The 12,047-nt window shown below is 61.9% G+C and carries 12 protein-coding genes; 5 read left to right on the top strand and 7 right to left on the bottom strand.

All coding sequences use genetic code 11. The annotated features are described in order from the left end of the window. Together ACIOTN_RS00985 and ACIOTN_RS00990 are read left to right on the top strand one after the other, a co-directional pair. Complete coding sequence (locus ACIOTN_RS00985) at positions 1 to 795, top strand: enoyl-CoA hydratase/isomerase family protein (RefSeq protein ID WP_402734695.1); 795 nt, start codon at positions 1 to 3, stop codon at positions 793 to 795. Between the two features lie 2 nt (positions 796 to 797). Continuing rightward, positions 798 to 1,670, top strand: a complete 873-nt coding sequence (locus tag ACIOTN_RS00990; protein ID WP_332594625.1) for a 3-hydroxyacyl-CoA dehydrogenase family protein — start codon at positions 798 to 800, stop codon at positions 1,668 to 1,670. Between the two features lie 58 nt (positions 1,671 to 1,728). Here the strand turns inward: ACIOTN_RS00990 and ACIOTN_RS00995 are convergent, their stop codons facing one another. Next, complete coding sequence (locus tag ACIOTN_RS00995) at positions 1,729 to 2,586, bottom strand: response regulator transcription factor (RefSeq protein ID WP_402734696.1); 858 nt, start codon at positions 2,584 to 2,586, stop codon at positions 1,729 to 1,731. Between the two features lie 122 nt (positions 2,587 to 2,708). On the opposite strand from ACIOTN_RS00995, the gene ACIOTN_RS01000 reads away from it, so the two are divergent. Further along, positions 2,709 to 3,323 (top strand): acetate uptake transporter, encoded by a 615-nt coding sequence (locus ACIOTN_RS01000; RefSeq protein ID WP_105656938.1) that lies wholly within the window; start codon positions 2,709 to 2,711, stop codon positions 3,321 to 3,323. Positions 3,324 to 3,440: 117 nt separating this feature from the next. On the opposite strand, the gene ACIOTN_RS01005 is transcribed toward ACIOTN_RS01000, so the two are convergent. Further along, on the bottom strand, positions 3,441 to 4,343 hold the full coding sequence (locus ACIOTN_RS01005; RefSeq protein ID WP_402734697.1) for a serine protein kinase RIO: 903 nt from the start codon (positions 4,341 to 4,343) through the stop codon (positions 3,441 to 3,443). A 140-nt stretch (positions 4,344 to 4,483) separates the two neighbouring features. Between ACIOTN_RS01005 and ACIOTN_RS01010 the strand changes: the two genes are divergently transcribed. Both ACIOTN_RS01010 and paaZ read left to right on the top strand, forming a co-directional pair. Beyond that, the gene (locus ACIOTN_RS01010) at positions 4,484 to 5,200 is read left to right on the top strand and encodes a tyrosine-protein phosphatase (RefSeq protein WP_402734698.1); all 717 of its coding nucleotides are present in this window, start codon (positions 4,484 to 4,486) and stop codon (positions 5,198 to 5,200) included. Positions 5,201 to 5,310: 110 nt separating this feature from the next. Further along, positions 5,311 to 7,434, top strand: a complete 2,124-nt coding sequence (gene paaZ, locus ACIOTN_RS01015; RefSeq protein WP_105662536.1) for a phenylacetic acid degradation bifunctional protein PaaZ — start codon at positions 5,311 to 5,313, stop codon at positions 7,432 to 7,434. Positions 7,435 to 7,518: 84 nt separating this feature from the next. Here paaZ and ACIOTN_RS01020 read toward each other — a convergent pair whose 3' ends face one another. From ACIOTN_RS01020 to ACIOTN_RS01040, 5 genes are all read right to left on the bottom strand, one after another. Continuing rightward, the gene (locus tag ACIOTN_RS01020) at positions 7,519 to 8,247 is read right to left on the bottom strand and encodes a nicotinamide mononucleotide transporter (RefSeq protein ID WP_402695869.1); all 729 of its coding nucleotides are present in this window, start codon (positions 8,245 to 8,247) and stop codon (positions 7,519 to 7,521) included. Between the two features lie 216 nt (positions 8,248 to 8,463). Next, the gene (locus ACIOTN_RS01025; RefSeq protein ID WP_105656933.1) at positions 8,464 to 9,081 is read right to left on the bottom strand and encodes a TetR/AcrR family transcriptional regulator; all 618 of its coding nucleotides are present in this window, start codon (positions 9,079 to 9,081) and stop codon (positions 8,464 to 8,466) included. Between the two features lie 32 nt (positions 9,082 to 9,113). Then, entirely contained in the window at positions 9,114 to 10,433 is a 1,320-nt protein-coding gene (locus ACIOTN_RS01030) for a phenylacetate--CoA ligase family protein (protein WP_105656932.1), read from the bottom strand. A gap of 32 nt (positions 10,434 to 10,465) precedes the next feature. Continuing rightward, positions 10,466 to 10,912, bottom strand: a complete 447-nt coding sequence (locus ACIOTN_RS01035; RefSeq protein ID WP_105656931.1) for a hotdog fold thioesterase — start codon at positions 10,910 to 10,912, stop codon at positions 10,466 to 10,468. Positions 10,913 to 11,028: 116 nt separating this feature from the next. Continuing rightward, a complete protein-coding gene (locus tag ACIOTN_RS01040) occupies positions 11,029 to 12,042 on the bottom strand; it encodes a GNAT family N-acetyltransferase (RefSeq protein WP_332489073.1) in 1,014 nt (337 codons plus the stop codon). Positions 12,043 to 12,047 lie beyond the last annotated feature (5 nt).

Raw genomic sequence — 12,047 nt, forward strand, 5'->3', positions numbered from 1 at the left:
GTGGGCGATTTGAACAGCGGGTTCACCACCCTCAAGCTGACGGAAACCGATGACCGCCTCTGGGTGCGCCTGCACCGCCCAGCGGTCCGCAATGCCATTGACCAGGCCATGGTCGACGAGCTGCACACCATCTGCGATTATCTGGAGAAGAATCCCAAGATCCTGATTATGGCTGGCACCCCCGCAGAGGCAGCGAGCGAAGCGAATCCCAAGGGGCGCAAGGGCATCTTCGCTTCCGGAGCCGATATTTCCCAGTTGCGCGAACGCCGCCGGGATGACGCGCTCGCCGGGATCAACTCGGGCATCTTCGACAGGATCGCCAAGTTGCCGATGCCGGTGGTTGCGGCATTGGACGGCTTCGCCCTGGGCGGGGGCGCCGAACTGGCCTACGCCGCGGACTTCCGCATCGGCACCCCCGAGCTGCGCATGGGCAACCCGGAAACGAATCTGGGCATCATGGCCGCCGCAGGCGCCACCTGGCGGCTGAAGGAACTGGTCGGCGAGCCGCTGGCCAAGGAAATCCTGCTGGCTGGCAAGGTGCTCACCGGCGAGCAATGCCTGGCCGCCAACCTGGTGACCGAACTGCATCCGGCTGCCGAGCTGGATACCGCCGCCGATGCCCTGGCAGATCGCATAGCAGCCCAGGATCCGCTGGCGGTGCGCATCACCAAGTCCGTCTTCCATGCTCCGCGCGAAGTCCATCCGGTGATCGATACCTTGGCCCAGGGCATGCTTTTCGAGTCCCAAGCCAAGTTCGACCGCATGCAAGCATTCCTAGATCGAAAGAAGAAGTAACCATGAGTGCACAAACCAGCTTCACCACCGGAGCGTTGCCGCAGCAGATGGGCGTGCTCGGCGGCGGACGCATGGGTGCAGGCATCGCCCACGCCTTCTTGACCAGCGGCAGCGCCGTTCTCGTTGTTGAACGCGACGACGAGGCGGCGCAGGCGGCCTATGAGCGCGTGGCCGGATCCGTGGACAAGTCCATTGCCCGTGGCCAGATCAGCGAAAGCCGCGAAGAGCTTTTGTCCCGCTTCTCCACCAGCACCGACTACGAGCAGTTCGCCAGCGCGCAGCTGGTGGTTGAAGCCGTTCCGGAAATCTGGGACCTGAAGGTTTCTTCCCTGCAGGCCGTGGAGCAGGCACTGAACGCCGAGGCGGTGCTCGCTTCGAACACCTCGTCGCTGTCGGTCAGCGGCTTGGCCAAGGAATTGCAGCGTCCCGCGAACTTCCTGGGCTTGCACTTCTTCAACCCGGTTCCCGCCTCCACCCTGATCGAGGTCGTGATCGGCAAGCAGACCGATAAGACCCTGGTGGACGCATCGCGCGGATGGGTTCAAGCACTGGGCAAGACCGCAGTGGTGGTCAATGACGCTCCCGGGTTCGCTTCTTCCCGCTTGGGCGTGGCTATCGCTCTGGAAGCCATGCGCATGGTCGAGGACGGCGTAGCCAGTGCCGAAGACATCGATAACGCGATGGTCCTGGGATACAAGCACCCTACCGGCCCGCTGAAGACCACCGACATTGTCGGTTTGGATGTGCGCCTGGGCATTGCCCAGTACCTGCACGAGACTCTGGGGGAGCGTTTCGCTCCGCCGCAGATCCTCAAGGACCTGGTGGCCCAGGGCAAGCTCGGACGCAAGACCGGCCAGGGCTTCTACAGCTGGTAAACGGCTGAAGCCAGTTGCGACGCCCGTAGCCCGGGCCCGGGGTCCCCGGAATGGCCGCCTAGGGGATCGGGCCCCGGCTGCGAGCGCGCAACACCACATCAAAGCGATTCGTGGCACCCAGCTTTCGCACGGCCGAGGCCAGATAGCTTTTGACGGTGCTTTCGGCTAATCCCAGATGCGTCGCAATCAAGGCGTTGCGCTTGCCCAGCGCCAGATGGGAAAGCACATCCAGCTCACGCGGCGAAAGGTTCGAGGGGCCGTCGATTGCCTGCGGCGCTGGCCCCTGCCCTGGGCGCAGCATCGTGCCGGCCGTGCTGAGCCGTGCGGCGAGCTCCGGATCCTGCACCATCCGCGCAATATCGCGCAGCTCGGTGTAGAGCGCATTGAAATCTTCTTGGCTCAATGCCATCTCCGAGGGGTGCGCGGCCTGCGGTTCGTAGGCACTGAGCACCGCCATGCGCCTCTGGGTCTCTTCATGGACCGATAGTTCCCAAGCGAGCCGGCGGGCCTCTGCTGCGGCGGCGGACAGCATTCCATCGGTCAGCTGCCGGCGGTTTCGCAGTCCGGCATAGATCAGCGCGCGCACCTGGTCGTCAACCACGACCGGTACTGCCAGCAAGACCAGTATTCCCTCGCCGCCAATTTCCCGGTCATAGCTGTGAATGATTTCCGGGGTCTCATGGTACGAATCCGTGGCAGCCAATTGACGCCGCGATAGCGCCAAGCCGCCTAGGCCCTCACCGGGCTTGACCACCAGGCCACGCAGCGAACCGGTACGGGTTCCTGCGAAACAAGTCAGCTTCGTACCCGTGGACCGGGCGAAACCGCCAAAGGCAACTGGCAGGCCGGTGCGTGCCGCCAAAGTATTGAGCGTGCGGTCCAAAAGGGCTATTTCGTGCGAAGAATCAGTGGTCACCGGCTACCTCCTTTAGATGGTAGTGATCCGACTCACCATCAATTTAGGATACCTGCTAAAGGCAAGTGATCGGCATCACTTTCCTGGATTGAACTGACCGCTGACACGATGGAGTATCCGCCATGACCGCACTGCTGACCCGAGAAGACCCCGTTGGAATCGCCTCACCAGCCGCACCGGCCAAGCCGGGCCTGGCTGACCCCGCGGCACTGGGATTGGGCGCCTTTGCGCTGACAACCTTTGCGCTGAGCCTGTCCAACGCCGGGATCATTCCAGAAGCTGGCGCCGCCGTCCTGGCGATTGCCCTATTCTACGGTGGCTTGGTCCAGCTGATTGCTGGCGTCATCGAATTCGCGAAAGGCAATGTCTTCGGCGCCACCGCGTTCACTTCCTATGGCGCATTCTGGATGGCCTTCTGGTGGCTGGAAACCAACCCGGAGGTAGCGCAGGCGGCGGGCCCGGCGGGCCTCGGTGCATTCCTTCTGGGGTGGACCATTTTCACCGCCTACATGGCGGTCGCCGCCCTGCGTACCAATGGCGTGCTGGTTGCCGTGTTCACCATGCTGACCGCGGCCTTCATCTGCCTGACTATCGGCGCCTTCACCGGCAGCACGCTGATACACGAACTCGGAGGCTGGTTGGGCCTGGTTACCGCATTCCTGGCCTGGTGCGGCTCCTTTGCCATTGTCGCGAACGCCACCTGGGGACGCCAGGTCCTGCCTACCTGGGCGAAGTAGGCGGCGGAAAGCTGGTCGCAGGCGCGCGCCCGCGGCGAATCATCGGGATTCGTCGCAGGCGCGCGCCCGCGGCGAATCATCGGGATTCGTCGCGGGCGCGCCCAGTTCTGGCTGTCCTCAGAAGAGGTAGCTCATCAGCGAGGAGAACAATTCATCGGGGTCATTGGGCAAGCCCTTGGAAGTGAACCAATCGCAAAGATTCACGCAATCACGGTGCAGGAAGTCCAAGCCGTTCGGGTTGCCGGCCAGATCTACGCACTGCGGAACATCGATTACTACCAGCCTTTCGCCGGAGACAAGAATGTTGTACGCGGAGAGGTCTCCGTGGGCGATGCCGAGCCCGGCAAATTTCTCCAATGCTCCGGTGAGCTGGTCCCATAGCGATGGAAGGCGCGGGTCAAAGCGCGAGAGCTGCTGCAGGCGAGGCGCTGCCGCATGCTGATCGTCTGGATCGGCAATGAACTCCATGAGGATTTCGGTGCCATCTATTTGCACAGGGTAGGGAACAGGTATGCCCGCCTCGTAGCAACGGAGCAAATAGCTCCATTCGGCATTGGCCCACTGCAGAGCGGCGATCTGCTTGCCGTACGTGGAGTTGTTGCGGATAGCGCGGTTATCACGCGAACGCCGTGCGGAGCGCCCGTCGCTATAGGACTGCGAGCGGCTGAACTGCATTTGCTCGCGCGAACGATAGCGCTTTGCTGCCAGAAGGCTGCTGCGATCTTCGGTGGCACGTTCCAGCAGGAAGACATCGCCTTCCTTGCCCGTTTTCAAGATGCCCAGCTCGGTGTCGATGGCTGCGGCCTCTTCGATGAGCCAGTGCGGATACGGTTTGGGTCCGCGCAAGCCCTTCTCGATAAATGGCCATGTCGAATAACGTTGGCCGTTTGCCGGATCACCGGTCTCGGAGTCGTTCCAGACCGGCTTGTGCTTGCTGAATTTCAGTTGTTGATCGGCATTCGTGGAGGCAGCGGCGATCAGTGGCGAATTTGCGGCCTCGAGGCCAGCGGGAAAATGCATCGGAAGTAGTCCTTGGGAGAAGGGGGAAATGGCTTGTTCAGGCGGTAAGCAATCATTGTTACCCCTCCTTCAATAGACTGATTGACATTTGCCAATGACTAGAACAATACAACAGCCGGGCAATGTGTTGCAATAGGCTTATGAGCCACAGCCTTACCTACCGCAAGCAAGCCGGGGACCTGGACTGGAGCGGAGCCGTTAATGCCCGCCACATCTGCGGAGCCTTCTACCGTATGGGCAGGCATGAGTGGCTGACGGCTGAGGGTTGGCAGCAAATGCACGCTGCTGGCGTCAATAGAGTCATCGACCTGCGCAACCCGGATGAAATCCGCCGTCGCGAGCATGACCCAGCGGTGCCCGCGGCAAGCCTCGCAGGGATCGAGCTGGTGAACCTGCCGCTGGAATCGCCAGGCAATGAACGTTTCGAGTCGGTGGCGGTGCCGTACATGAATCACACCGGGATGTACCAGCTGGTCTGCGAGGAATTCGGCGACCACCTGCGGGCGGTGTTCGAGAGACTCGCGACCGCGGATCAGGGCACGGTGGTCCACTGCTCGGCTGGACGCGACCGATCGGGATTGATAGCCACAATGCTGCTTCAGCTGGCTGGCTTGGATGGCCAGATCCTGCTCCATGATGAACTCGCGGTCAGGGGGATCAATGAGTGGCATCGCATTTCCCCTCGCAAGCACCCGTACGAGAGCTACCGCAGTGAAGGGCAACTGCGGGAAATTATTCATGGCCGAGCTGGCGAACTGGAGAATTTCCTCAGGTGGCTCGGGTCCACGCGGAGGTATTTGCTGGACCAGGGAATGAGCGAGAACGCCGTGGAGCGCCTGCGCCAGCTGGCACGCTAGGAGCCAGGAGAGCGCTGGCGAAGCAGCGAGGCGCGCAAGTGTCCTCGATCACCCCTTCCTGCTATGGTTAACGGTAATACTGACCGACCGTTCAGGAAGGAATTGCGTCAATGACGACAGAACAGATCACCGTAGTACCCAGCTACATCGCGGGGAACTGGCATAGCCCAGCGGCACAAGGCGGAACCGAGGTCCGCGACGCCAATACCGGCGAAGTGCTGGTCACCGTCACCAAGGACAACTTGGATGTTGCTGGCGCCGTGGCATACGGCCGACAGACCGGCCAGCGCGAACTAGCCAAGCTCTCCTTGCATGAGCGGGCGCTCAAGCTCAAGGAACTAGCGCTGTACCTCAATGAGCGGCGCAAGGACCTGTACGAGGTTTCCTTCAAGACCGGTGCCACCAAAATCGACTCGATGGTGGACATCGACGGTGGCATTGGCGTGCTGTTCACCTTCTCTTCCAAGGGCCGGCGCGAACTGCCTAATTCCAACGTGATCCTCGATGGCCCCACCGAGCCGCTGAGCAAGGACGGTTCCTTCATTGGCACCCACATCTACACCGCGATGGCCGGCGTAGTCGTCCAGGTCAATGCCTTCAACTTCCCTGTCTGGGGGATGCTTGAGAAGTTCGCACCGGCCTTCATCGCCGGTGTGCCGACAATCGTCAAGCCGGCAACCCCCACCGGGTACCTCACCGAAGCGGCTGTGCGCATGATGCTGGACTCGGGCATCCTTCCAGAGGGTTCCCTGCAGCTGCTTTCCGGTTCTGCTCGCGACATCATGGACCACCTGGACTACCGCGATATGTTCGCCTTCACCGGATCGGCATCCACCGCAAGCAAGCTCAAGTCGCACCGCAACGTTATCGACGGAGGCGTGCGCTTCGCGGCTGAAACCGATTCCCTGAATGCAGCCATCCTCGGCCCCGACGCTGTGGAAGGCACCCCGGAATTCGACGCTTTCGTCAAGGTTGTCGTCAATGAAATGACGTCGAAGGCCGGCCAGAAATGCACCGCCATCCGTCGCAACATCGTGCCTGCAGCACAGGTGGATGCGGTCATTTCGGCCGTTGGCAAGCGCATCGATGAACGGGTGGTCATCGGCGATCCTCGAGTTGAGGGCGTCACCATGGGTGCCCTGGCTTCGCTGGAACAGCTGGCCGATGTGCGCGGGGCCGTCGAGGACATGATCGCTGCCGGCGGCGAGCTGGCCTACGGCCGCCTGGATGCCCCTGCGGTACGTGTCGCTCCCGAAAAGGACGCCGTGGCAGAAGGCGGAGCCTTCATGTCCCCAGTGGTCCTTCGCTGGAACGACGCGCGCAACCCGATGGTGCACTCGCGCGAAGCCTTCGGCCCTGTCAGTTCCGTCATCGGCTACAGCAGCGTTGACGAGGCCGTGGAACTGGCTGCCATGGGCGCCGGCTCGCTGGTCGCAACCGTGTGCACCAATGACGCCGAAGCCATGCGCGCCCTGTCGTTGGGCATTGCCGCGCACCACGGGCGCGTGCACATCCTGAACCGCGAAACCGCACGATCCACCACCGGCCACGGCTCTCCGGTTCCGCATCTGGTCCATGGCGGTCCAGGCCGGGCCGGAGGCGGCGAAGAACTGGGCGGCATCCGTTCGGTCAAGCACCACATGCAGCGCACCGCGGTGCAGGGCTCACCCAACATGATCACCGCGCTGAGCGGCGTCTGGCACACCGGTGCCCAGCAGTCCCTCGCTGGCAGCCAGCAGTTTGGCGGTAAGCCGCAGAACGTCCACCCGTTCCGCAAGTCGCTGGCTGAGCTGAAGATCGGTGACGGTTTCGTCTCGGATCTGCGTGAAGTCAGCTTGGAGAAGATCACCGAATTCGCTCACGAAACCGGCGATACCTTCTATGCGCACACCGATCAGGCCGCCGCCGAAGCCAACCCGTTCTTCCCGGGAATCGTGGCCCACGGCTACTTGCTGGTTTCCTGGGCCGCGGGACTGTTCGTGGAGCCCGCTCCGGGACCCGTCTTGGCTAACTACGGCCTTGAATCACTGCGATTCATCACCCCTGTAGCTGCCGGCGACTCGATTCGCGTCACCCTGACGGCCAAGAAAATCACCCCGCGCGTCACCGACGAATACGGCGAGGTTGCTTGGGATGCGGTGCTGCACAACCAGAACGATGAACTGGTCGCCACCTACGACGTGCTGACCTTGGTTGAAAAGACCGACTCGACCTATGCCAACTGGAACGGCTAAGTCCGGCTGACCCCTTCGCGGGAAACAAGAAATGGCGTTGGGCCACGATGAGGAAATCGTGGTCCAACGCCATTTTCGCGAAGCCTAGGAAGCGCCGTTGATTCCGTGCTGCTTGTTCAGCTTCGCCAAGGTAGCTTCCTTGGCGGCATCCAGTGCCAGCTCGGCCTCGGAGAGCTCTGCAATGCCTTGACCGGCCTGGCCGGCGGCTGGCAGGTTGCGCCAGAGGAAGAAGCCGTACAGTGCCGCCAAGGCGATGAAGACGAACAGGCCCAGCATGCCCAGCATTGGGGAGATCAGGAAGTAGACGACCAGATCGGCAACGGCGGCCACGGCCAGCACCAGCCAGCCAGCTCGCACACCGCGGGCAACCATGACGAACGATGCGAAGATGGCCGCATCAGCGAAGTACAGCACCCAGATTTCCGGGGTTGCACTCATGAAGCCGCCATTGAAGAGGAACGGGCCGAAGCGCAAGGCGACCAGCAGGATCAGGCCCACGAGCAGGCCGAGCGCGGACCACACTGTCACCGCGGTGCTCGTGACCATGCGGGTGAACTTTCCCTTGAGCTCGTAGCGGGAGAAGCGCCAGAGGCCGAAGATTGCAATCAGCAGCAGCGGAACGGCGTAGATCAGGCCCAGCAGGTCGAACTGCATCGAAGAAATGACCGGGCCTACGAAGACACCCAGGATCAGGGTCCACCAACCCAGGTCGTTGCGGTGCGCCAGCAGTGCGGCGGAGACGAAGACGAGCAGCATGCTCGCAGCCGAGAGCAAAATCTGGACAAAGGAACTACTGCTGTCGGCGGTAGCCATGAAAAGGGTTTCTAAGATGGAATCCACAGCGCTCTTCACTTGGTTGATCGAGAATGACAGGTGCTAAAGCACCCCTTCGATGCTAACGGTGATTTCTGTGAGGACGGCAAGATTACAAGGTTGGCTGCGCCACATTGCAGCGGACGCCCAGCCCGGTTAGCGACGTCGGCTCCCGACTGGAAGGCGGGAGCCGATATGGGGAGCCCGGACTTGGAATCAGGCGCCGCCGGTATGCAGGCCGTTGAAGAGCAGCGAAACAGCCTGGTCCTCCAACTCGGGTCCGTCGATCGGCCCGTCAGCGCGGTACCAGTCCACCACTGAGTTGATCAAGCCGAAAAGCAGCCTGGCGGTGGCCCGAGGTTCCAAGTCGGCACGCAACTTGCCATCCGACTGCGCGGCAGTCACCAATTCTGCCAGCTGGCGGTCCATTGCGCGGCGGCGTTCCAGCGCCTGGCGTTCCAGATCAGTGTTGCCACGCAGACGCAACAACAAGGTCACGTAGGAACGCTTGGCCAGCAGGATCCTGAAGGTTGCGCGCAGGAAGAATTCCAGACGCTCATCCGCGGTGCCCTCATGCGAGCGGACCTCGGCGATCACCGCCTCCAGGGGAATCAGCGCCTCATCCAACGCTAGGCGCAGCAGGTCCTCTTTCGACGGGACATGGTGGTAAATCGCGGATTTGCTGATACCCAGTCGGTCGGCGAGCTTGCCCATGGAGGTCGCGTCGTAGCCGTATTCGTTGAATGCCTCGACAGCAATGCGCAAAACGGTTTCTTGATCGTAACCAGGGCGGCCACGCTTGGCCGGACGGTTGGCAGTATCGGTAGTTTCCATGATTAGTTGATTATCCCATGTCCCGGCGGAGGCTAGTTAGCGCGCATGTCGTAGATGCGCTTGAGCTTGCCCATGGAGCGTTCCAGGGATTCCGGTTCGACAACGTCGATGGCGCAGGAAGAACCGACATGGATCTTGATCAGCTTGGCCAGTTCCTTGGCGCCGTTGGTGGCATCTTCGATGGACGCCTCGCCGCGGCGCTCCACCTTCACCGCCAGCTGGTCCATGCGATCCGGACGGGTCAGGATCAGCTGGAAGTGCGGCGACAGGGTCGGCACCTTCAGGATCAATTCCTCGATCTGGCTTGGGAACAGGTTCACGCCGCGCAGGATGATCATGTCATCGCTGCGTCCGGTGATGCGGCCCATGCGGCGGTGGCCCGGTCGGCTGGTGCCAGGCATCAGGCGGGTCAAATCGTGGGTGCGGTAGCGGATGATCGGCAGGGCCTGCTTGGTCAGCGAGGTGAAGACCAATTCACCGTGCTCGCCATCGGGCAGCACCTTGGTTTCGTCGAAGGCATCAATGATTTCCGGGCGGAAGTGGTCTTCCCAGATGTGGCTGCCATCCTTGCGTTCTCCGGATTCGCCGGCCACCCCGGGGCCCATGACCTCGGAGAGGCCGTAGATGTCGCAGGCGGTGATGTTGAACATCTCTTCCAGCTCGTGGCGCATCTCTTCGGTCCATGGTTCGGCACCGAGGACGGCCACCTTCAGCGAGGTGGACCGCGGATCAAGGCCCTTGCGCTGCATGGCATCGCCAATGGTCAACAGGTAGGTCGGCGTGCACAGGATCGCATCAGGCTCGAAGTCCTGGATCAGCGAGATCTGCTTGTCGGTCTGGCCTCCGGACATGGGGATGACCGTCGCTCCGAGGTGCTCGGCGGCGGCATGCGCACCCAGGCCGCCGGTGAACAGGCCGTAGCCGTAGGCGTTGTGGACCTTCCAGCCTGGCTTGACTCCGGCCAGGCGCAGGCAGCGGGCGCCGAGCTTGGCCCAGTCCTCCAGGTCCTTCTTGGTGTAGCCAACCACGGTGGGCTGGCCAGTGGTACCCGAGGAGGCATGGATGCGGGCGACTGCATGCTGCGGGACGGCGAACATGCCGAAAGGGTAGTTCTTGCGCAGATCTTCCTTGTCGGTGAAGGGGAACTTGGCGAGGTCGCTCAGTTCCTTCAGGTCATCAGGGTGCACGCCAGCGGCATCGTACTTTGCCTTGTAGTACGGCACGTTGTTGTAGGCATGGTGCAGAGTTTCCTTCAAGCGGGTCAGCTGGATCGCTTCGATCTGCTCACGGCTCATGGTTTCTTCTGGATCAAGCGGATTCGGAAGGCTGTCGCGGTCGGTGTTCTGGGACATGCTGAAACTTTCGTGTCGAGTGGGCAGGGTGCTTAGCGGTTCTTCGGTTTCGGGACGGTGCGCGATCGTCCGCGGAACTCTGCGACGGTTTCAATTGAGCCGTCGGCCGCTGGCTGGGTCACCTTGATGTCGTAGATCCCGCTGCGGCCTTGCTGCGAGACACGGTTGCCGGTGGCAGTCAGCACTCGTCCGGGAATGGCTGGCTTGAGGAAGTTGACGTCGGCGCCGGAGGCTACCGTGATGGTCTCGTCGGAGCCTGCCTGCGGATTGCAGCTCAGTGCGAACGCAGTGTCGGCCAGAGCGAAGATCATTCCGCCGTGGCCAATGCCGAAGCCGTTGAGCATTTCCTGCCGGAGCGCCATGGTGATGACTGCGTGGCCGTCGGAGACCTCGACGACTTCGATTCCCATCCACTGGGTGGCGTAGTCATTGCGGAGAATGGCGTGCGGGACCGAATTCTCTAGCTGTGTTTCGCTCATCATCTTCCTTCGCCGAATTATTTACCGAACGATCATTAGGTAATAACATTATGTGAGCTAAGTCAAGTTATGCGGCCGTATCGGCGGTACTGTTTCAGCGATGAAGCGCAGCGGATTCAGGCGGTGAAAATTCGTTGATGGACGTCAAGGATGAAAGGTTCCTTGATCCGGTTGTAGTCCATGACCAGGCCGTTCTCGCCGTCGCTTGCAGCCAATGCGCGGGCGGCTTCCCGCTTTACCGCGGCGTATGCCAAACGGTCGGCTTCATGGTGTTTCAGATGCTCGCGGAAAATCACGAGCCGCAGATACTCGGGGCTTCCTGCGCTGAAGACATGGATATTGGCCTCGGGGAGCCGCGAACCGGCAGCGGGCTTGAGCATGCGGTGGCCATACCAGCCAGGTTCACGATGCCAAAGAAGCATGCCGCTGGATTCCAGCGCCGGAACGTAGGACGCTTCCTGATCCGCGTCGGGGACCAGCAAGACGATGTCGATGATCGGCTTGGCGGGCAGGTCCGGAACGGATGTCGAGCCGGTGTGTTCAATGGCCAACGCGGTGGCCCCCAGGACACTGGCGATTCGATGGTGCAGGCGGTGGAAGTCCCTGGCCCATTGCTTCGATGGCTCGGCAATCTCTATGAGGCCGCGCATCAGCTCTCCACCCACGGCCTCGTATTCCGGATCTTCATCTGGCTGGTCGGTGAGCAGCGGGTAGAAGGGCAAGGTGCACAGGTACCGCCGGGCATCCGGCCAGCGCGGGTCGGCAGAAGACTGCGAAACAACGCAACCCAGCGAGCGGTAAAAACCCACCGCATCCTCTGCAGTGGTGGCCCAAACGTTCTTCTCATGGCAGTCGCGCAGCTCAGCGAGCAGCCTCGAGCCCAGCCCCCGGCCCTGGTGGGATGTTTCCACGGCCAGGTATTCAACGCACACCGCGTATTTGCCGCTGTGCCGGTAGGCGGCCAGTGCCGCAATATCGCCCGCGGCAGTGGCGATGGCAAGCACCTCAAGGCCTTCGCATTCATCGAGCAGCACTTCAAGCGCCTGCTCGTTGGCAGGTTCGGCGGCCAGCACCAGCAAGCGGCGAATCGCAGGGTCGTTGCGGTAGTCGCTGATCTTGATGTGGTGCATGGCCG

It is taken from the genome of Glutamicibacter sp. NPDC087661 (genome assembly GCF_044743275.1).
Taxonomy (GTDB): domain Bacteria; phylum Actinomycetota; class Actinomycetes; order Actinomycetales; family Micrococcaceae; genus Glutamicibacter.

What these genes read in the sequence shown, in the direction of transcription:
- ACIOTN_RS00990 (WP_332594625.1), top strand. Translation starts at nt 798, where the DNA reads ATGAGTGCACAAACCAGCTTCACCACCGGAGCGTTGCCGCAGCAGATG.
- ACIOTN_RS01000 (WP_105656938.1), top strand. Translation starts at nt 2,709, where the DNA reads ATGACCGCACTGCTGACCCGAGAAGACCCCGTTGGAATCGCCTCACCA.
- ACIOTN_RS01005 (WP_402734697.1), bottom strand. Translation starts at nt 4,343, where the DNA reads ATGCATTTTCCCGCTGGCCTCGAGGCCGCAAATTCGCCACTGATCGCC.
- ACIOTN_RS01010 (WP_402734698.1), top strand. Translation starts at nt 4,484, where the DNA reads ATGAGCCACAGCCTTACCTACCGCAAGCAAGCCGGGGACCTGGACTGG.
- paaZ (WP_105662536.1), top strand. Translation starts at nt 5,311, where the DNA reads ATGACGACAGAACAGATCACCGTAGTACCCAGCTACATCGCGGGGAAC.
- ACIOTN_RS01020 (WP_402695869.1), bottom strand. Translation starts at nt 8,247, where the DNA reads ATGGCTACCGCCGACAGCAGTAGTTCCTTTGTCCAGATTTTGCTCTCG.
- ACIOTN_RS01025 (WP_105656933.1), bottom strand. Translation starts at nt 9,081, where the DNA reads ATGGAAACTACCGATACTGCCAACCGTCCGGCCAAGCGTGGCCGCCCT.
- ACIOTN_RS01030 (WP_105656932.1), bottom strand. Translation starts at nt 10,433, where the DNA reads ATGTCCCAGAACACCGACCGCGACAGCCTTCCGAATCCGCTTGATCCA.
- ACIOTN_RS01035 (WP_105656931.1), bottom strand. Translation starts at nt 10,912, where the DNA reads ATGAGCGAAACACAGCTAGAGAATTCGGTCCCGCACGCCATTCTCCGC.
- ACIOTN_RS01040 (WP_332489073.1), bottom strand. Translation starts at nt 12,042, where the DNA reads ATGCACCACATCAAGATCAGCGACTACCGCAACGACCCTGCGATTCGC.